The sequence below is a fragment of the Sporosarcina sp. SAFN-015 genome (assembly GCF_051966875.1).
In the GTDB taxonomy this organism is placed as follows: domain Bacteria; phylum Bacillota; class Bacilli; order Bacillales_A; family Planococcaceae; genus Sporosarcina.
The window spans coordinates 47,326-65,653 of record NZ_JBQCKP010000013.1 but is presented as its reverse complement, the minus strand read 5'-3'; the positions used below and the strand labels follow the sequence as shown (position 1 = coordinate 65,653).

Annotated in this window: 17 protein-coding genes, 2 rRNA genes and 1 riboswitch; of the genes, 15 read left to right on the top strand and 4 right to left on the bottom strand. The window is 47.1% G+C overall.

The genetic code is table 11. The features are described 5' to 3' along the window. Positions 1-123: ribosomal RNA gene (locus ACTHPA_RS17560) — 23S ribosomal RNA — on the top strand; the annotation flags it as partial. An 88-nt stretch (positions 124-211) separates the two neighbouring features. Beyond that, positions 212-327, top strand: a 5S ribosomal RNA gene (gene rrf, locus ACTHPA_RS17555). Positions 328-437: 110 nt separating this feature from the next. Here rrf and ACTHPA_RS17550 read toward each other — a convergent pair. Beyond that, a complete protein-coding gene (locus tag ACTHPA_RS17550; protein WP_440502132.1) occupies positions 438-776 on the bottom strand; it encodes a hypothetical protein in 339 nt (112 codons plus the stop codon). 219 nt (positions 777-995) lie between these two features. On the opposite strand from ACTHPA_RS17550, the gene ACTHPA_RS17545 reads away from it, so the two are divergent. The 12 genes from ACTHPA_RS17545 to purD all read left to right on the top strand — a co-directional run bounded on the left by ACTHPA_RS17545 (position 996) and on the right by purD (position 12,745). Beyond that, positions 996-1,523 carry a DUF2179 domain-containing protein gene (locus ACTHPA_RS17545; RefSeq protein ID WP_440502130.1) on the top strand — a complete coding sequence of 176 codons (528 nt, stop codon included), beginning with the start codon at positions 996-998 and terminating at the stop codon, positions 1,521-1,523. Next, a complete protein-coding gene (locus tag ACTHPA_RS17540) occupies positions 1,520-1,711 on the top strand; it encodes an NETI motif-containing protein (RefSeq protein ID WP_440502128.1) in 192 nt (63 codons plus the stop codon). Before ACTHPA_RS17545 ends, ACTHPA_RS17540 begins: the two co-directional genes overlap by 4 nt. Before the next feature lie 84 nt (positions 1,712-1,795). Then, positions 1,796-1,896, top strand: a riboswitch (purine riboswitch). 169 nt (positions 1,897-2,065) lie between these two features. After that, a complete protein-coding gene (gene purE, locus ACTHPA_RS17535; RefSeq protein ID WP_440502126.1) occupies positions 2,066-2,554 on the top strand; it encodes a 5-(carboxyamino)imidazole ribonucleotide mutase in 489 nt (162 codons plus the stop codon). After that, positions 2,551-3,669: a 5-(carboxyamino)imidazole ribonucleotide synthase gene (gene purK, locus ACTHPA_RS17530; RefSeq protein ID WP_440502124.1), complete on the top strand. Its 1,119-nt coding sequence runs from the start codon at positions 2,551-2,553 to the stop codon at positions 3,667-3,669. The genes purE and purK overlap by 4 nt, the downstream gene beginning before the upstream one ends. Positions 3,670-3,721: 52 nt before the next feature. After that, positions 3,722-3,976, top strand: coding sequence for a phosphoribosylformylglycinamidine synthase subunit PurS (gene purS, locus ACTHPA_RS17525; RefSeq protein ID WP_440502122.1), 255 nt, complete (start codon positions 3,722-3,724; stop codon positions 3,974-3,976). Next, the gene (gene purQ / locus ACTHPA_RS17520) at positions 3,973-4,659 is read left to right on the top strand and encodes a phosphoribosylformylglycinamidine synthase subunit PurQ (protein ID WP_440502121.1); all 687 of its coding nucleotides are present in this window, start codon (positions 3,973-3,975) and stop codon (positions 4,657-4,659) included. The genes purS and purQ overlap by 4 nt, the downstream gene beginning before the upstream one ends. Next, positions 4,643-6,874: a phosphoribosylformylglycinamidine synthase subunit PurL gene (gene purL, locus ACTHPA_RS17515; protein ID WP_440502119.1), complete on the top strand. Its 2,232-nt coding sequence runs from the start codon at positions 4,643-4,645 to the stop codon at positions 6,872-6,874. Before purQ ends, purL begins: the two co-directional genes overlap by 17 nt. Next, on the top strand, positions 6,850-8,277 hold the full coding sequence (gene purF, locus ACTHPA_RS17510; RefSeq protein ID WP_440502117.1) for an amidophosphoribosyltransferase: 1,428 nt from the start codon (positions 6,850-6,852) through the stop codon (positions 8,275-8,277). The genes purL and purF overlap by 25 nt, the downstream gene beginning before the upstream one ends. A gap of 12 nt (positions 8,278-8,289) precedes the next feature. Then, positions 8,290-9,348 carry a phosphoribosylformylglycinamidine cyclo-ligase gene (gene purM / locus ACTHPA_RS17505; protein ID WP_440502116.1) on the top strand — a complete coding sequence of 353 codons (1,059 nt, stop codon included), beginning with the start codon at positions 8,290-8,292 and terminating at the stop codon, positions 9,346-9,348. After that, the gene (gene purN / locus ACTHPA_RS17500) at positions 9,345-9,935 is read left to right on the top strand and encodes a phosphoribosylglycinamide formyltransferase (RefSeq protein ID WP_440502114.1); all 591 of its coding nucleotides are present in this window, start codon (positions 9,345-9,347) and stop codon (positions 9,933-9,935) included. Before purM ends, purN begins: the two co-directional genes overlap by 4 nt. After that, positions 9,932-11,467 carry a bifunctional phosphoribosylaminoimidazolecarboxamide formyltransferase/IMP cyclohydrolase gene (gene purH / locus ACTHPA_RS17495; protein WP_440502112.1) on the top strand — a complete coding sequence of 512 codons (1,536 nt, stop codon included), beginning with the start codon at positions 9,932-9,934 and terminating at the stop codon, positions 11,465-11,467. The genes purN and purH overlap by 4 nt, the downstream gene beginning before the upstream one ends. A gap of 18 nt (positions 11,468-11,485) precedes the next feature. Next, a complete protein-coding gene (gene purD, locus ACTHPA_RS17490; protein ID WP_440502110.1) occupies positions 11,486-12,745 on the top strand; it encodes a phosphoribosylamine--glycine ligase in 1,260 nt (419 codons plus the stop codon). A 107-nt stretch (positions 12,746-12,852) separates the two neighbouring features. Here the strand turns inward: purD and ACTHPA_RS17485 are convergent, their stop codons facing one another. The 3 genes from ACTHPA_RS17485 to ACTHPA_RS17475 are packed head-to-tail and all read right to left on the bottom strand — an operon-like array spanning position 12,853 to position 16,415. Beyond that, positions 12,853-13,968, bottom strand: a complete 1,116-nt coding sequence (locus ACTHPA_RS17485) for a Ger(x)C family spore germination protein (protein ID WP_440502109.1) — start codon at positions 13,966-13,968, stop codon at positions 12,853-12,855. Then, positions 13,947-15,065 carry a GerAB/ArcD/ProY family transporter gene (locus ACTHPA_RS17480; protein ID WP_440502107.1) on the bottom strand — a complete coding sequence of 373 codons (1,119 nt, stop codon included), beginning with the start codon at positions 15,063-15,065 and terminating at the stop codon, positions 13,947-13,949. Before ACTHPA_RS17480 ends, ACTHPA_RS17485 begins: the two co-directional genes overlap by 22 nt. Next, the gene (locus ACTHPA_RS17475) at positions 15,066-16,415 is read right to left on the bottom strand and encodes a spore germination protein (RefSeq protein ID WP_440502105.1); all 1,350 of its coding nucleotides are present in this window, start codon (positions 16,413-16,415) and stop codon (positions 15,066-15,068) included. It lies immediately after the preceding gene. 185 nt (positions 16,416-16,600) lie between these two features. On the opposite strand from ACTHPA_RS17475, the gene ACTHPA_RS17470 reads away from it, so the two are divergent. Then, a complete protein-coding gene (locus ACTHPA_RS17470; protein ID WP_440502103.1) occupies positions 16,601-18,319 on the top strand; it encodes an adenine deaminase C-terminal domain-containing protein in 1,719 nt (572 codons plus the stop codon). The last annotated feature ends 9 nt before the right edge of the window (positions 18,320-18,328 follow it).

The following is an 18,328-nucleotide window of genomic DNA, read 5'->3' as shown; positions in this document are numbered from 1 at the left end:
GATGAGATTTCCCATTACATTTGTAAGTAAGATCCCTCAAAGAAGATGAGGTGGATAGGTCCGGGGTGGAAGCGTGGTGACACGTGCAGCTGACGGATACTAATCGATCGAGGACTTAACCTTATCAGTTACAAAAGTACGGTTGAACTTGAGTTCAGCGACAATGTTGGTTTTATCCGGTTTTGAACGAACAAGCATCGTTCATACATAGTCTGGTGACGACGGCGAAGAGGTCACACCCGTTCCCATACCGAACACGGAAGTTAAGCTCTTCAGCGCCGATGGTAGTAGGGGGCTTCCCCCTGTGAGAGTAGGACGTCGCCGGGCAAATGCCATCCCCATTTGGGGATGGTTTTTTTGTGTTTGAAATTTATTTCGTTTCATTTATAACTTCTTAAAGAGTGTCAAAGGCATTCGATGCGTGTTGGCATTTGTAATCATACTGAAATTCCGCAAAAGGATATTTTTTTAGAAATGAATGGAATTCCTCCACTTACTAGCAAGCCTCCGCGCGTCCAAAGCAAGCCTCCGCGCGTCCAAAGGAAGCCTCCGCGCGTCCAAAGCAAGCCTCCGCGCGTCCAAAGCAAGTCACCGCGCGTCCAAAGCAAGTCACCGCGCGTCCAAAGCAAGTCACCGCGCGTCCAAAGCAAGCCTCCGTGCGTCCAAAGCAAGCCTCCGCGCGTCCAAAGCAAGTCACCGTGCGTCCAAAGTAAGTCTCCGCGCGTCCAAAGCAAGTCACCGCGCGTCCAAAGCAAGCCGCCGCGCGTCCAAAGCAAGTCTCCGCGCCTCTATAGCCAACCTCCACGCCCAAATCACTACACTCACCACTCAAAGCAAACTCACTCGCGTCCAAAATATCATATCTCCATATACCAACCGCCAAATTTAAACAGATGCCTTGAATCTTCGACTCATCCATAACATCAAATTCTTGTAATCGACAGCGTTGCACGATACGATGGAGGTCAACCTAGTCATGGGAGGTTTGCTGCGGAATGAAAATGGTATTGATCATATTTGTCATTAACATCGTATATGTATCTTTCTTTACGATTCGGATGATTTTAACTTTGAAAGGTTATCGTTATATTGCCGCCTTCGTCAGTATGGTGGAGATTGTCATTTATATTGTAGGTCTCGGTTTAGTGTTGGATAATTTGAATGAAATACAAAATATCATTGCGTATGCTTTAGGGTACGGCAGCGGAGTTATTGTCGGTTCTAAAATTGAGGAGAAGCTGGCGCTTGGTTATATTACTGTGAATGTCATTACTGCGGGCGTGGATTATGAGATGCCGAGACTATTGCGGGACAAAGGGTATGGAGTAACCGATTGGTCTGCGCATGGATTGGAAGGGAATCGCTCGGCGATGCAGATTTTGACACCCCGAAAAGATGAATTGAAACTATACGAAACGATTAAACAGATCGATCCGAAGGCGTTTATTATTGCGTACGAGGCTAGAACGATCCATGGAGGATTCTGGGTGAAGTCTGTAAGGAGAGGGAAATTGTTTAAATGAGTGCAAAGAAGAAAACGGTATGGTTTGAGGTTGAAGAAGGCGAGTCGATTGAGGATTGCTTGAATCGTTTAACCGCAGCTGGTTATCGTGTGGCAGGCAGAATGGAGGAGCCGGTTTTCACAGAGAAGGATGGCGAGTTTGTCCCAATCCGTCAGTTGATTAAGTTTAAAGGGATTTTGGAAGAATAAATTGACTGTTACACGAACGATGGATACAACGAAATGTCTATTGTTCGTATTTTTTATTGACGTATTCAATTCCAATTGTTACACTGAGTGTAGTTACATAACCCACATATATGCTGAGGAATTGGCTTCAGCGTCTCTACCAGGACACCGTAAATGTCCGGACTATGCGGGAAAGCGATTTTTAGGATTCAGCGAAGGGTGTGCCATGCCTAATGGATACGTTCATCTTGACGCTTATCGAATATCCTTGAATGACCTGCTTTCCATGCATTTGGAAGGCAGCTTATTCAAGGATTTTTTTATTACAATCATACGTAAAGAATTTTAGCATGTTTCAAAAGGAGCGGATTGTCTATGGGACCGAAAATCGGCGTAATCATGGGAAGTAAAAGTGATTGGGAAACGATGAAGCATACTTGTGACATATTGGACGAGCTCGGTGTTGATTATGAGAAGAAGGTCGTTTCAGCTCATCGGACACCGGATTTCATGTTTGAATATGCAGAGCAAGCTAAGGACCGTGGGATTGAAGTTATCGTTGCCGGTGCAGGTGGTGCCGCTCATCTTCCGGGAATGGTCGCTGCGAAGACGTTATTACCAGTCATTGGCGTTCCAGTTCAATCAAAAGCTTTGAATGGAATGGATTCATTGCTATCTATCGTTCAAATGCCTGGAGGGGTTCCCGTCGCCACAGTATCAATTGGCAAGGCGGGCGCTACAAATGCCGGATTACTTGCAGCACAGTTTTTAGCGGTCCATGATCGAGAGCTGCATAACCGTCTTGAAAAACGTCGGGAGGAAATGCGGGATGCCGCATTGGAAAGCAGTGGTGAGTTGCTATGAAGACGATTTTACCTGGTCAGACGATCGGCATTATCGGTGGAGGCCAACTTGGTCGAATGATGGGACTTGCAGCAAAGGAAGCAGGTTACAAAATAGCGGTACTCGATCCAACAATAGATTCTCCATGTGGCCAAATTGCTGATATTCGCATCGTCGCCCCGTATGACGACGAAGCGGCACTTGAAGAACTTGGTGAAGTAAGTGATGTTATCACGTATGAGTTTGAAAACATCGATTTCGAAGGGCTTGAGCGTCTTAGCCAAATCGCTTATGTTCCACAAGGAGCTGAGCTAGTCCGGATCACTCAAAATCGCATAGCGGAAAAAGCTGAAATCAAAGCATCCGGTGCGCCGGTCGCAAATTATGTCGCAGCGGCTTCATTCAATGAATTAATCCAAGAAATCGATCAGGTCGGCTTCCCATGTATCGTAAAAACCGCTTTCGGCGGCTATGACGGAAAGGGGCAGGTGAAGCTCGATTCGGCAGATGATATCGAACTAGCGGAACCGCTATTTGCCCATTCGGCATGCATTGCGGAAGCATACGTCCCTTTCAAGACAGAGATATCCGTCATTATCCAACGCAACCCAGAAGGGGAGTCATATTGTCTCCCTATCGCCGAAAACATTCATAAGAATCATATTTTACATGAGTCGATTGTTCCTGCAAGAGTTGCTCGCACTGTTATGGCGAAAGCGGAAGATGCAGCGAAACAAATCGCAGATCATTTACATCTTGTTGGAACGCTTGCGGTCGAAATGTTCGTGTTAGAAAATGATGAAATTGTCATCAATGAACTTGCACCGCGTCCTCATAATTCAGGGCATTACTCGATTGAGGCATGCAATGTATCGCAGTTTCATCAGCATATCCGCGCAGTGTGCGGATGGCCTTTACGCAAGCCGAAGCTATGGGCTCCATCCATTATGGTGAATGTGCTCGGGGAGCATATAGTGCCTTTGAAGAAAGTGATTATGAATTATCCTGATTGGTCCGTCCATCTGTACGGGAAGGCCGAAGCGAAAGAAAAAAGGAAGATGGGGCATGTGACCATCATGACCGATTGTTTAGAAAAGACGTTGGAAGAAATAGAGTCTACAGGCATTTGGGCTTGAAATTTATACACAAATTCGAAACCAAACTTTATCCATTCGGGAGGAAATTGACATGACAAAAGTGAACGTTTACGTAACATTGCGCGAAAGTGTTGTTGATCCACAAGGAATTGCAGCTCAGGAGGCACTTCACACATTAGGCTTCAACGAAGTTGAAAGCGTACGTATCGGAAAACTGATTGAGCTAGAACTATCAGGAACAGCCAGTGAAATCGAAACGCGTGTGAAAGAAATGTGCGATAAGCTTCTTGTCAATAAAGTGATCGAGAACTACAGCTTTGAAATCGGGGAGGTTGCGGGCAAATGAGGTTCGCTATATTAAGTTTTCCCGGGTCTAGCTGTGATGTGGACATGTATCACGCCCTTTTGGATATAGTTGGCGCCGGAGCGGAAATCGTCAACCATCAGGACGCCAATTTGGGCAACTTCGATGCTGTTGTCATTCCGACGGGTGCATCCTATGGAGATTATTTACGCCCAGGTGCGCTTGCCCAAAGCTCTAAATCAATTCACAGTTTGAAAGCATTCGTCGCTTCCGGCAAGCCCGTGCTTGGCGTAGGAAACGGTTTTCAAATCCTAGTCGAGGCTGGTATCCTTCCAGGTGCCTTCTTGCGGAATAAAGGCTTGAAATTCAGAAACGGCAATGCGCAGCTCACTGTTCAAAATTCAAAATCAATATTCACGAGCATTTATGAACAAGGGCAGCAAATTACACTTCCTTTCGCCCACGAGTATGGGAATTATTATGTAGATGCAGCTACTGTAGAGCAATTGAAAGAGCAAGGTCGCATCGTCTTTACATACGAAGACGGCAATCCGGATGGCAGTGTGGAGAAAATCGCAGGCGTTTTAAATGAAGAAGGAAATGTCCTCGGCATGATGCCGCTTCCTGAACGCGCGGTGGAGGAAATTATCGGTGGTACGGACGGCTTGCCTTTATTCCGATCAATTCTGAAGAACTGGAGTGAGAAGAATGTCAACCATGCATGAACCAACAGCTCAGCAAATCAAAGATGAAAAATTGTATCGCCAAATGGGAATGACCGATGAGGAGTTCGATCGTGCAGTCGATATGATCGGACGTCTACCGAATTACACGGAAACAGGTTTGTTTTCGGCGATGTGGTCTGAACATTGTTCTTATAAAAGCTCAAAGCCGGTATTGCGTAAATTCCCCACAGAAGGTGCGCGCGTGCTGCAAGGTCCGGGGGAAGGAGCGGGAATTGTCGATATAGGGGACAATCAGGCGGCTGTCTTCAAATTGGAATCACATAACTCTCCTTCAGCAATTGAACCGTTCATCGGTGCTGCAACTGGTGCAGGCGGCATTATCCGTGATGTCTTTTCAATGGGCGCACGTCCAGTAGCGCTTGTGAACTCGATGCGTTTCGGTGACTTGTCGGATGAACGAGACCGTTATTTATTCGAAGAGGCGGTTGCAGGTATTGCAAGTTACGGAAATGCAATTGGCATCCCGACGGTTGCTGGTGAAGTCCAATTCGACAATAGCTATTCGAAACGTCCGCTTGTCAATGCGATGGCAGTCGGTTTATTGAATCATGAAGATATCCAGAAAGGCTTGGCATCCGGAGTAGGCAATACGGTTTTATACGTCGGTGCGAAAACGGGTCGGGACGGAATCCATGGTGCGACGATGTCGTCTGCTGAAGTCGCGGTTGATAAAGAAGCAGAATTGCCGGTCATGCAAGCAGGTGATCCGTTTCTGGAGAAGCTCCTTATGGAAGCTTGCCTTGAGCTTGTGAAGTCGGATGCACTAATCGGCATACAAGACATGGGTGCAGCAGGACTTACTTCATCATCTGCTGAAATGGCTTCGAAAGCTGGCTATGGCGTGGAATTAAATTTGGATCTTGTTCCACAGCGTGAGGAAGGCATGACAGCTTATGAAATGATGCTTTCCGAGTCACAGGAGAGAATGCTCGTCGTCGTCAAGCAGGGCCGTGAGCAGGAAATCATCGAAATGTGCAAGAGATACGGGTTGGAAGCGGTGGCAATCGGGAAAGTGACAGAAGACAAAATGCTTCGGCTTATCCATAAAGGCGATGTAGTTGCAGAAATCTTGGCGGATACACTTGCAGAGGATGCACCCGTTTATTATAAAAAGTCGGAAGAGCCTGCGTACTTCAAAGAATTTCAAGCAATGGAAAATGAAGAACCGGCTGTCGGCGATTTGAAGGAGACGTTGTCTGCTTTATTGCAACGCCCGACAATCGCGTCGAAAGAGTGGGTGTACAACCAATTCGATTCGCAAGCAAGAACGAATACAGTCGTTGCACCTGGTTCATCGGCAGGCGTCATCCGTGTACGCGGGACGAATAAAGGACTTGCGATGACAGCAGACTGCAACTCCCGTTACATTTATCTCGACCCAGAAACAGGTGGAAAGATTGCAGTTGCAGAAGCGGCTCGTAACTTGATCTGTTCAGGGGCAGAGCCAATTGCAGCAACAGACTGCTTGAACTTCGGAAGTCCAGACAAGCCGGAAGTGTTCTGGCAAATTGAGAAGTCGGCAGACGGCATTGCAGCAGCGTGCCGTACGTTGAATGCACCGATTATCGGCGGAAACGTATCTATGTCGAATGAAGTGAATGGCGTCCCGGTCTATCCGACTCCGACGATGGGCTTGGTAGGAATCATTCATGACTTGTCCCAAGTGACGACGACTTCATTTAAACAAGCAGGGGATGCTATTTATCTAATTGGAGAAGCGGCAACAGAATTTGGAGGCAGCGAACTTCAGCAAATGGTTCATGGGGAAATTTTCGGGAAAGCGCCTGCAATTGATTTGGAAGTGGAAGTATCCCGTCAAAACGCATTATTGAAAGCGATCCAAAGCAAGCTCGTCCAATCGGCTACCGATTTGTCGGAAGGAGGCTTCGCAGTTGCACTTTGCGAGAAGGCCTTCGATGCGGATGGCCTTGGAGCGGAAGTGACTGTTTCTGGTTCAGCAGTGACGGCTTTATTCAGTGAAACACAATCGCGTTTCCTTGTAACGGTGAAAGAGGAACTGGCGACTGCTTTTGAAGCGATTGTGAACGATGCTACAAAAATCGGTACAGTTACCGACCAAAATAAAATCGTCATCAAAGGCGATAACGATACGGTTTTAATTGACGGGACGGTGGAAGAATTCCGTTCTGCTTGGAAAGGGGCAATTCCATGCTTGCTGAACTCAGAGGCCTGAATGAAGAATGCGGAGTGTTCGGCATTTGGGGGCATGAAGATGCGGCGCAAATAAGCTATTACGGCTTGCATGCGCTGCAGCACCGCGGGCAGGAAGGCGCAGGGATTGTCACAAAGAATGGCAAAGGGCTTCATGTCGTCAAAGGCGAAGGCCTAGTGAATGATGTGTTTTCCGGTGATGCGCTGAAAGGCTTGACGGGACGTGCCGCTATCGGACAAGTCCGCTATACGACAGAGGAAGGAAGAGGAGCGGAAAATGTACAGCCGCTCGTCTTCCGTTCCATGACAGGCAGTTTGGCAATTGCGCATAACGGCAACTTAGTCAACGCAAAAGATTTGAAGGAAAGTCTTGAAAAGCAAGGCAGTATTTTTCAAACGACGTCTGATACGGAAGTGCTCGCCCATTTGATTAAACGTAGCAGCAGCGGTTCATTGACACAGCGTGATCGTGTAAAAAAAGCGTTGTCGATGTTGAAAGGTGCTTTTGCATTCGTCGTCTTAACGGAGGAAGGCTTGCTCGTCGCACAAGATCCGAATGGTTTACGTCCTTTGTCCCTCGGGAAATTGGGTGATGCATGGGTTGTGGCATCTGAAACTTGCGCGTTCGATTTGATTGGAGCGGAAACGATCCGGTCGGTTGAGCCTGGTGAATTAGTCGTGATTAATGACAAAGGGATGCATTCCGATCGATTCGCGGAACCGGCGGACCGGGCAATATGCTCGATGGAATACGTCTACTTCTCAAGACCGGATTCGGATATCGACGGTATAAATATTCATATGGCAAGGAAACGATGCGGCAAGCAGCTTGCAAGGGAAGTCAACATTGAAGCGGATGTCGTGACAGGGGTTCCGGATTCGAGTATTTCTGCAGCGATCGGATTTTCGGAAGAAAGCGGCATTCCATATGAATTAGGGTTGATTAAAAACAGGTATGTCGGCAGGACGTTCATCCAACCGACACAAGCGATGCGCGAAAGAGGCGTGAAGATGAAGCTTTCTCCGGTGCACCAAGTCGTCGAAGGGAAGCGCGTCGTCATGGTCGATGATTCGATTGTTCGCGGGACGACATCAAAACGGATTGTCAATATGTTGCGGGAAGCCGGTGCAAAAGAGGTTCATGTCGTCATCGCCGCGCCTCCGCTCGTCAACCCATGTTTTTACGGCGTAGATATTAGCACGGATTCTGAATTGATTGCGACAGGGCGTTCTGTAGATGAAGTACGGGAAATGATCGGCGCGGATTCATTGACATTCCTATCGGCGGAAGGGATGTTGAAAGCAATCGGGAGACCGTCTGATATGAAAAATTGCGGACAATGTCTCGCGTGCTTCACAGGTGAATATCCGACAGAAATCTATGCGGATACAGTATTGCCTCACGAAAAAGAAATTGGGCGATAAGGAGGACTTTCCATGTCAAAGGCGTATGAAAAAGCGGGAGTGAATATCGAGGCGGGCTATGAATCCGTCGAGCGAATGAAGTCTCATGTAGCTCGTACTGCACGTATTGGGGTTGCTGGCGCATTCGGAGGATTCGGAGGAATGTTCGATCTTTCAGAGCTTAATTATAAAGAGCCTGTGCTCATTTCGGGAACGGACGGCGTCGGCACGAAATTGAAATTGGCCTTTCTTGCAGATAAGCACGATACGATCGGCATTGACTGCGTCGCGATGTGTGTGAATGATATCGTTGCGCAAGGCGCAGAGCCTCTTTATTTCTTGGATTACATCGCACTCGGAAAAGCGGTCCCTGAAAAGGTTGAGGCGATCGTTAAAGGCATCGCGGATGGATGCGTTCAGTCGGGAGCAGCGTTGATCGGCGGAGAGACAGCTGAAATGCCTGGACTCTACGACGTTGAAGAATATGATTTGGCAGGGTTTGCGGTCGGTGCGTGCGAAAAGAGCAAAGTCATCACAGGGGAGAAAGTAGCTGAAGGGGATGTTCTCGTCGGCATCGCATCTAGCGGCATACACTCGAACGGTTTCTCACTCGTCCGTCAGATCGTTCTTGAAGAGCAAGGATATGGACTTGACGAGTATATTGCTGGATTCGAGGAACTCGGCAAGGTTGGATCGGCTTTGCTTGAGCCGACGAAGATCTACGCGAAGCCGGTCATGCAAATTCATGAGGAGCTCGATGTCCATTCCATGGGGCATATTACCGGCGGTGGATTTTATGAAAACCTTCCGAGGATGTTCGGAGAAGGATTCGGCGTCGAAATTGACCTTGGCTCATGGCCTGTACTGCCAGTATTCAAAATGCTGAAAGTGAAAGGCGAACTTCAAGATAAAGACATGTATAGCGTCTTTAATATGGGCATCGGCTTCGTTATTGCACTCCCTGCTGAGCAAGCGAAGCGAGCCATTCAAATTGCTGCTGAGCACGGCGAAGAAGCATATGAAATTGGTCGTGTTGTAAGTGGATCGGGAGTCGTTTTCAAAGGAAGCCATGATGGGAGCTTGGCAGAATGAAGGAAAAAGCAAAAATCGCGGTATTCGCTTCAGGCAGCGGCAGCAATTTTGCAGCACTTGAGACTGCGAGTCGCACAGGCGAGTTGGATGCGGAAATCGTCCTTGTGTTAACGGATAAACCCGCATCGTTCGTCGTGGAGCGCGCTAGGCAGACAGATATCCGAGTCGTTGGGTTGGAGCCGAAAGCTTTTTCTACTAAGCAAGCCTATGAGGAAGCGGTACTCGATATTTTACGCGAAGAAGGCGTTGAATGGATTGCGCTGGCAGGATATATGCGGCTAATTGGACCGACTTTATTAGCCGCCTATCCTTCACGCATCGTCAATATTCATCCATCCTTGCTACCTTCATTCCCTGGCAAGGATGCAATCGGACAGGCGATCGCTCACGGTGTGAAGCTGACGGGCGTCACTGTCCATCTTGTCGATGAAGGAATGGACACAGGGCCGATCCTCGCGCAAGTTGCGGTTCCTGTCGTTGAAGGTGACGAGAAATTGACAGCACAAGCGATTCATGCGGTGGAGCATGTCATTTATAAAGAAACATTGCAGAGATTGATTTTAACCAACGGAGGGGTTCATTCGTGAAAAAACGGGCATTGCTCAGTGTCTCAGACAAAAACGGGATTTTGGAATTTGCACAGGCGCTTGCAAAATTGGAATACGAAATTCTGTCAACAGGCGGGACAATGAAGCATTTGAAAGAAAACGGCGTCCCAGTGACGGCGGTTGACGAAGTGACGGGCTTCCCTGAAATTATGGAAGGACGGGTGAAAACGCTCAACCCGATGATTCATGGGGGACTTCTTGCAAAGCAGGATGATGCTGCACATCAAGCGCAAATGACAGAACATGGCATTCAGCCGATTCATATTGTCTGCGTGAATCTTTACCCATTCAAAGAGACAATTTTAAAACCAGACGTTTCTGTCGATGATGCCATTGAAAACATCGACATCGGCGGACCGGCAATGCTTCGCGCATCCGCGAAAAACCATGCCTATGTCACAGTTATCGTCGATGCAGCAGATTATCGTCAAGTGCTTGAAGAGTTGCAAACAGAAGGGCAAACGACTCTCGACACACGCAGACGTCTAGCAGCGAAGGTTTTCCGTCATACTGCAGCATACGATGCACTCATTTCCGGATATTTGACCGATCTAGCAGGTGAAGAATTCCCTGAGCAAGTAACGTTTACATACGAGTTGAAACAGCCGCTCCGCTACGGGGAAAACCCGCATCAGAAAGCGGCATTCTACAGCCGTCCACTCGGTTCGGACTTCTCTATCGCGAGCGCAGAGCAATTGCACGGCAAAGAGCTCTCTTATAATAATATCCAAGACGCGAACGCAGCGATCCAAATCGTCAAGGAATTCAACCAACCAGCTGCAGTGGCAGTAAAGCATATGAACCCTTGCGGTGTTGGTGTCGGTGAAACGGTCGCCGAGGCGTTCAATAAAGCTTATGAAGCTGACCCGGTTTCCATCTTTGGAGGCATCATTGCGCTGAACCGTGAAGTGGATGCGGAGACGGCGGAAAAGCTTTCAGGAATCTTCCTCGAAATCATCATCGCACCTTCATTCACGGTTGAAGCAATTGATTTATTGACAAAGAAGAAAAATATTCGTCTGTTGACGATTCCGTTCGAACAACATACAAAAGATGCTTGGAATACGGTATCGGTTGAAGGCGGACTTCTCATGCAACAGCCGGACACATTCGGATTCGCCGATGCAGACATTCGAATTGCAACGGACCGTGAGCCGACAGAGCCGGAATGGGAAGCACTCAAGCTCGGTTGGGCAGTCGTCAAGCATGTGAAATCGAATGCGATTGTCGTTTCGGATGCGCAAAGGACGCTAGGCATTGGAGCTGGCCAAATGAATCGGGTAGGTGCAGCGAATATCGCTTTGACACAAGCAGGGGACCGTGCGAACGGTGCAGCGCTTGCTTCTGACGCATTCTTCCCGATGGACGATACAGTGGGAGCAGCGGCGAAAGCGGGCATTACTGCCATCATCCAGCCTGGGGGATCTGTAAAAGATGAAGATTCCATTAAGAAGGCTAATGAATACGGCATTGCGATGGTGTTCACAGGCGTACGTCATTTCAAACATTGATCGAAGGAGAAGATACAGATGAAAGTACTCGTCATCGGCAGCGGCGGTCGGGAGCACGTGATTGCAAGGAAGTTCAACGATTCGCCGTCCGTTTCACAAGTATTTGTCGCACCTGGGAATGACGGCATGCGAAACGATGCAGAATGCATCGGAATCGATGCAACTGATTTCGAATCACTTGCTACATTCGCCATAGACCAAGGGGTGGACTTGACATTCGTAGGTCCAGAGCAGCCATTAGCCGAAGGGATTGTCGATTTCTTCTCCGATAAAGGATTGAGGATTTTCGGGCCGACGAAGGCTGCTGCTCAAATTGAAGGCAGCAAGTCTTTTGCGAAGGATTTGATGAAAAAGTACGGAATTCCTACAGCTGCATATGGGACGTTCACGGATGCAGAGGAAGCGAAGACGTTCATCCGTCAGCAAGGAGCGCCGATTGTCGTGAAAGCGGACGGTCTCGCGGCGGGGAAAGGCGTCGTTGTTGCAATGACATTGGAGGAAGCGCTTGAAGCGATTGACGATATGATTGGCAATCAACGGTTCGGAGAGTCCTCATCACGCGTCGTCATCGAAGAATTCCTGGATGGCGAAGAGTTCTCATACATGTCATTCGTCCATGACGGGCAGATCTACCCGATGGTCATCGCGCAAGATCATAAGCGTGCGTATGATGGCGATAGAGGGCCGAACACGGGCGGGATGGGCGCGTATTCCCCGGTTCCGCATATTCCGAAGCATGTCATTGAAGAAGCGTTCGAGAAAGTCGTCGTTCCGACAGTCCGCGCCATGACGGAAGAAGGGACGCCGTTCACAGGTATCCTATATGCGGGCCTCATTTTGACGGAAGAAGGACCGAAAGTCATCGAGTTCAATGCACGTTTCGGCGATCCGGAAACACAGGTAGTCTTGCCAAGAATGGCTTCCGATTTCGGGGAGTTCATGATGGCACTTATGAATAAAGAGCCGTTTGAATTGAAATGGCATGACGAAGCGATGTTCGGCGTCGTCATTGCGTCGGACGGCTATCCTGGCGATGTTGTAAAAGGTGCAAAACTGCCGGACTTCAACCAGCTTCACGGCGTCGAAATCTTCCATGCGGGAACGAAAGCCGAAGACGACCGTTTTGTCGGAAACGGCGGACGAGTTCTGCTAGCCGCTGCGAAGGCGAAAACATTGGAAGATGCACGTGACCAAGTTTACAATCAATTGAATCAAGTTGAATGGAATGGATTTTTCTACCGGACGGATATCGGCTGGCGTGCATTTCGAAGCAACTAAGAAAAGGGGTTGTCCAGAATAGTTTTCTGTGACACCCCTTTTTTACATATACCTCTAGTGATCTCCGCTTTAGGCGGTTCAACCGTGCTATCAGGCGGATTTTGTTTCTATTCAATCGCTCCAGTGCTCTTCAGTTCAATCTTCATATTGACAGTAAACTTGATTTCTGGATAGATGCGGTCCCATTCATCCATGATGTCTTTTCGTGATAGCCTTGTCGCCCGGTAGCGCAATCCGAACCCGATCGGATCAACATTATTTTCCTGGAGCTTTGTCAACAAACCCATCACTTCTTTTTTTAATTCCTCAGACGCGAACTTATTATACTTCTCTAATTGACTGACACTTAACCGATGACTGGATTCGCCGATGACGCCAACCTTCGTTACGTTCATCTCAATCCTCGGATCTCCATTGCCAACAAGCAGTTTATAGTTCATGTTCACTTTATCGAGATTCAGAACCATTGTCATATCATCATCTTGAATTTTATAGCTGAAACCTTGCGCCTTGTTTACAAGCGAGTTGAAATGTTTTGTTTCATTTGCGGATAGCTCCACCGGTTTTTCTCCCGGCTTCAACACAATCGATTTATTCACTTTAAATTCTTGATTGTCCTCATCTATATCGATAATCGGCATGATTGTATCAATTCCTTTGCCTAATACTTCCCGCCTGAACTCGAATAGGAAAGTTGTGACGACGAAAGGACTTTCCGTTCCGGTATTATCGAAATAGTTATATAAAGCAATTGATGTAGGTGTTTCAATTAACGGTTCAAAGGACACGACATCTTCGGCGGTTTTTTCAGCCACAGCTACATAGGAAATCATTTGTATATCGCCGCGCCTTGTGAAAAAATCCATGAATGTATCAATATCCCTCGCAATCAAATCTTTATGCATAACAATGATTTTACTATGGCCGAACTCCAATGTTTTATCAACACGGGTTTCTATTCCATGTATAGCTTCTGCCACGGATTCGGCATCATTCGATATATAGGCAAAAGAAGGGGATGGCGCAGCTTTAACGTCGCCTATTGGCTTTGCCAGTTTCAATGTCACCCTAAAGCCGTTCTTCACTTTATCGGAAGGATCGATGCCGATTGCGACAACGAATATTCTTTTATCGATATCTTTAAATGCACAGCCTGCCTGCAGCAGCAATGTGACCAAAATGGCAACAAGGCAAGCCTTCCTTACTTTTTGCTTTCCCGCCATTTGGAAGCAGCCCCTTTCCTCGCTAAAAGCAGACAGCTGACCAGCAAAAGCAGCATGAAGGGCAGGCCGAAGTTATCAAACGCTTCAACTGATTTAAAAAGCCCGTAAACTGTTACTGTTTTAGTCGATATGATTGCAATCCCCCAGAAGATGACGATGAAAAAAGGAAGAGTCAAATTGTACGATTTCCAATTAAACTTTTTGAAATAAACAACGCTTGATAGCAATTTGATTGAAACATGCCAATGGATAATCATACTGACGACGCCAAGTGCCAAAAAAGCACCAATGAAAATGAATACGACCCTTTCAATAATCCCAAATTTCATTCGCAATGAATCACTTGTCATAATCCATGGATATAGAGCGTTATCCAAGGAATCGAACCCTCCAATACCGATTGGAAGGAAATAAGTCGTCGCAAGGATGTATGCACAAATGAATGTCAGAAGGGCCATTCCTTTGCCACTCGGCTTTTTCAATTTCGTAAAAAAGCGATTGAATATTACCAAGTTTGCAGTCCCTATGACGATAAATAGAGAAGATGTAAAGGCGCTATAATCCGGAAGGTGATTTACTTCCATTAAAGCGACTCGAATATAATCCCAATTGAGCTCGGGAGTCATATATCCTTTTAGTTGAATAAAAAAAATGAGTGGAACGATAAGGATGAAAATGATTTCACCCATGTATAAGATATTTTTCGTGCCCATGCAGATGCCATAGGTGACGATAGCCACAAATGTCAATATAACTGTATACATTGACATCTCAGGTGTGAGAAAACGGTTAATGATAAATGTGTAAATGATGAGAGTGAACAATCCTGCGATATACCAAGCTACAGCAAAAAAAAGAAGAACGGGTGTTGCAAACCATTTAGGTGTGTATGCATTCAAAATTTCCGGCAAGCCTTGCCCAGGGAAACGACTGAAGAGAATGACAAGGATATATGTGAATATCATGCCTATTATGAGTGCGAGAACTAAGGAGAGGACAGTTCCCGTATTGCTTCCGACAATTAGAATCCGTGGTGTAATGGACACCATATTTGTAATCATATTGATCAAAATCAAATAGAAGAGGAAGCGGCTCATTTATTGTCCTGCCTCCAATTCTTCATTCTTGCTTTTCCAAGGGATCCGTAAATAAGGACAGCCTAAGCTTTCCTTGTTCACCATTAACATGATGATTCCCATGAAACCGAGCAGCAAGCCGACCATCCCGAACAAAGTGGTGTAAATAATTAAGAGAAATCTTACGACCCTCACAGCAAAACTCATTTCGTTTATCGGAATGACGAATGTGGAGATGGCGACTGCCGATACGATAATGACCATAATAGTCGAAGTGAGCGCAGCCTCCGTTGCCGCAGTCCCTAAAATCAGGCCGCCGACAGTTGTGGCGGTGCCGCTTACCGCTTTCGGCAATCGCATGCTTGCTTCCGTCAGCAGTTCCATGAAGACAAGCATGAAAATCACTTCAATGAACGAAGGATATGGCACGCCGATCCGACTGCCCGCAACTGTGAGGGCCAATTCAATTCTCAGGATATCCGGGTTGTAGGATGTCATCGCTATATATAAGCTTGGAAGCAAAATACAAGTGAACAAACCGAAATAGCGTAATAAAATCGTGAAACCCGATATGGCAGAAACGTGGTAATTGTCTTCCATGGAAGACATGAAGTCGAAAAAAATGACAGGGGCAACGATGACATTCGGGCTTCCGTCAATTGCGATGATGACTTTACCGGCGACCAAATTGTAGACGATTCTATCGGGGCGTTCCGTCACAAGCGTCGTCGGGAACAGTGTGAATTTACTTTTGTTCAGGAAGTGTTGGAGCTCTCCGCCGGATTGGAACAATGGCGTTTGGATTTCTTCAAGCCTCTCCCTTAGCTTCTTCAGCATTTGCGGATCGACACGATCACTGTCATACAATAGGGCGACAGCTGTATTGGACGTTTCCTTGACATGGATATCTTCAATTTTTAATGTGGCGCGATGATACCGTTGCCTAATGAGATTGATCGTCGTTTCAATATCTTCGCTTAAACCTTTTTGGGGCCCATGAATTGTCGGTTCCAATGTGGTGTCTTGTACTTCATTGTTCTTGATGAGGCGTAGTTCAAGTAGAAATAAGTTGTCGCCAACTGCAATGATCACACTTCCGGCACTGATCAATACGAGCAGCTTATCTATTTTTGGAAGATCGACTCGATTCGGCATCGATTGAATATACGATGCAAAGTCTTCCTCTGAAGCCATTTCAAAAAAAGGTTTGATGACCGTCTGTTGCAACTTATCGCCATCCACGACGGATTTTATATAGAAGAGAAACGCAGTTTGGCCTTTTATTTGTAAAGGCGTTTGAATGACATCGTCCGAAGGCTTGAATTTTTTAGCCAATTCAGTAAGTAAAGGAGGGGCTTGCTTTTCAGTCATTTCCAACACTCCTTTCATATGAGGCACATTAGATAGTTTGCCGTTAGCGTTCCCGAATGTCTGCAAATGATACATGTACTGGATGCGACTGAAATTTCATTCAAATGAACTAAAACATCTATATTTCAATTGGATGCTATGCTACGATAAAAATATAGAAAAATCTTCAAAAGGGGTTTATCCAAATGTGGGAGCAACATGAAATACAAAAGCAACTCGGAATTATCAATGGCAAAGAAGCGCCAGACCTAATTATTCAGCATGCAACATATCTTCATTCCATCTTTAAGAAATGGGTGACAGGGAATATTTGGATTCAAGGCGATCGGATCGTCTATGCGGGAGGCAGAATGCCGGCCATGACGGAAGGCGCGGAAATCATCGATGCAACCGGCAAAAAAATCGTTCCCGGCTATATCGAACCGCATGTCCACCCATTCCAGCTGTACAACCCGGAAACATTCGCGGACTATGCAGGAATACTCGGAACGACGACATTTTTGTCAGACAACTTGACGTTCTTCCTGCTGCTTGGAAATGAAAGGGCATTCAAGCTGATCTCCCAATTGAATGAGTTGCCATTTTCCTTTTATTGGTGGGCTAGGTTTGATTCCCAAACGGTTTTGCAAAATGAAAGGGAAGTGTTCAACCTGGAGGCGATCGCTGAATGGCTGAAGCGTGACGACGTGCTGATGGGCGGCGAGCTGACAGGATGGCCGCGTCTCATGAACGGCGATCCCGAAATGACGGCGTCTGTCAATGCCGCGAAAAAAGCGGGGAAAAAGATCGAAGGCCACTTCCCGGGTGCTTCCGAACGGACGCTTGCGAGAATGAAGCTGCTCGGGGCTGACGGCGATCATGAAGCGATGACAGCTGATGAAGTGGAGTCGCGCCTGTTGCAAGGATACGCGGCGACCTTGCGCCATTCATCGATCCGACCGGATTTGCCTGATTTATTGAAAGGAATCATCGACAAGGAGTTGGACGTCTTCGACCATCTCATGATGACGACGGACGGCTCGACGCCTTCCTTCCATATTGACGGCGTCATGGACAAGTGTATCCAAGTGGCGCTCGATGGAGGGGTGGAGCCGATTGATGCGTATTTAATGGCATCTTATAACGTAGCCCGCTATTACGGCGTCGATGATCTGCACGGCGTCATCGCGACGGGAAGATATGCGACACTCAACTTCCTCGAAGATGAGAGGAATCCAGTGCCGACAGACGTTTTGTCAAAAGGGAAATGGCTGAAGCGCGAAAACGCATCGACAGAACCGTTCAAACAAGTGGATTGGTCGCTCGTTTCGGAATTCGTCCCGGATTTCGATTTGGATGAAAAGGATTTTGACTTCAACGATGCAGTTGGCATTGAAATGGTGAATGACGTTATTACAAAGCCGTATGAAGTAAGCCTTGACTTGTCGGTGGAAGAGCTATCATCGGAACATGATGAAAGCTTCCTTATGCTCATTGATCGACATGGAAAGTGGCGGGTGAATACCGTCATTAAAGGCTTCGCCAATCACGTGCAAGGCCTTGCCTCCTCCTACTCCAACACTGGTGATATTATCCTGATTGGAAAGGACAAGAACGAAATGCTGCTTGCCTTCCGGGAAATGAAGCGGATGAAGGGCGGCATGGTGCTTGTGGAGGACGGCGAAATTGCTGCCTCAATACCGTTGCCAATCGGAGGAGGTCTATCAGCTGAGCGTATGGAAGTATTGATTGACCAGGAAGTTGCATTGAAACAGGCATTGGCGGATCGGGGATACAAGCATGGTGATGCGGTCTATACATTCCTGTTCCTGCAGTCGACCCACTTGCCGTACATACGGGCGACTCAAGTCGGACTCTATCACGTTATGAAAAATGAAGTAATCATTCCGGCAACGGAAAGATAGGAGGAACGG

What these genes read in the sequence shown, in the direction of transcription:
- ACTHPA_RS17545 (WP_440502130.1), top strand. Translation starts at nt 996, where the DNA reads ATGAAAATGGTATTGATCATATTTGTCATTAACATCGTATATGTATCT.
- ACTHPA_RS17540 (WP_440502128.1), top strand. Translation starts at nt 1,520, where the DNA reads ATGAGTGCAAAGAAGAAAACGGTATGGTTTGAGGTTGAAGAAGGCGAG.
- purE (WP_440502126.1), top strand. Translation starts at nt 2,066, where the DNA reads ATGGGACCGAAAATCGGCGTAATCATGGGAAGTAAAAGTGATTGGGAA.
- purK (WP_440502124.1), top strand. Translation starts at nt 2,551, where the DNA reads ATGAAGACGATTTTACCTGGTCAGACGATCGGCATTATCGGTGGAGGC.
- purS (WP_440502122.1), top strand. Translation starts at nt 3,722, where the DNA reads ATGACAAAAGTGAACGTTTACGTAACATTGCGCGAAAGTGTTGTTGAT.
- purQ (WP_440502121.1), top strand. Translation starts at nt 3,973, where the DNA reads ATGAGGTTCGCTATATTAAGTTTTCCCGGGTCTAGCTGTGATGTGGAC.
- purL (WP_440502119.1), top strand. Translation starts at nt 4,643, where the DNA reads ATGTCAACCATGCATGAACCAACAGCTCAGCAAATCAAAGATGAAAAA.
- purF (WP_440502117.1), top strand. Translation starts at nt 6,850, where the DNA reads ATGCTTGCTGAACTCAGAGGCCTGAATGAAGAATGCGGAGTGTTCGGC.
- purM (WP_440502116.1), top strand. Translation starts at nt 8,290, where the DNA reads ATGTCAAAGGCGTATGAAAAAGCGGGAGTGAATATCGAGGCGGGCTAT.
- purN (WP_440502114.1), top strand. Translation starts at nt 9,345, where the DNA reads ATGAAGGAAAAAGCAAAAATCGCGGTATTCGCTTCAGGCAGCGGCAGC.
- purD (WP_440502110.1), top strand. Translation starts at nt 11,486, where the DNA reads ATGAAAGTACTCGTCATCGGCAGCGGCGGTCGGGAGCACGTGATTGCA.
- ACTHPA_RS17485 (WP_440502109.1), bottom strand. Translation starts at nt 13,968, where the DNA reads ATGGCGGGAAAGCAAAAAGTAAGGAAGGCTTGCCTTGTTGCCATTTTG.
- ACTHPA_RS17480 (WP_440502107.1), bottom strand. Translation starts at nt 15,065, where the DNA reads ATGAGCCGCTTCCTCTTCTATTTGATTTTGATCAATATGATTACAAAT.
- ACTHPA_RS17475 (WP_440502105.1), bottom strand. Translation starts at nt 16,415, where the DNA reads ATGACTGAAAAGCAAGCCCCTCCTTTACTTACTGAATTGGCTAAAAAA.
- ACTHPA_RS17470 (WP_440502103.1), top strand. Translation starts at nt 16,601, where the DNA reads ATGTGGGAGCAACATGAAATACAAAAGCAACTCGGAATTATCAATGGC.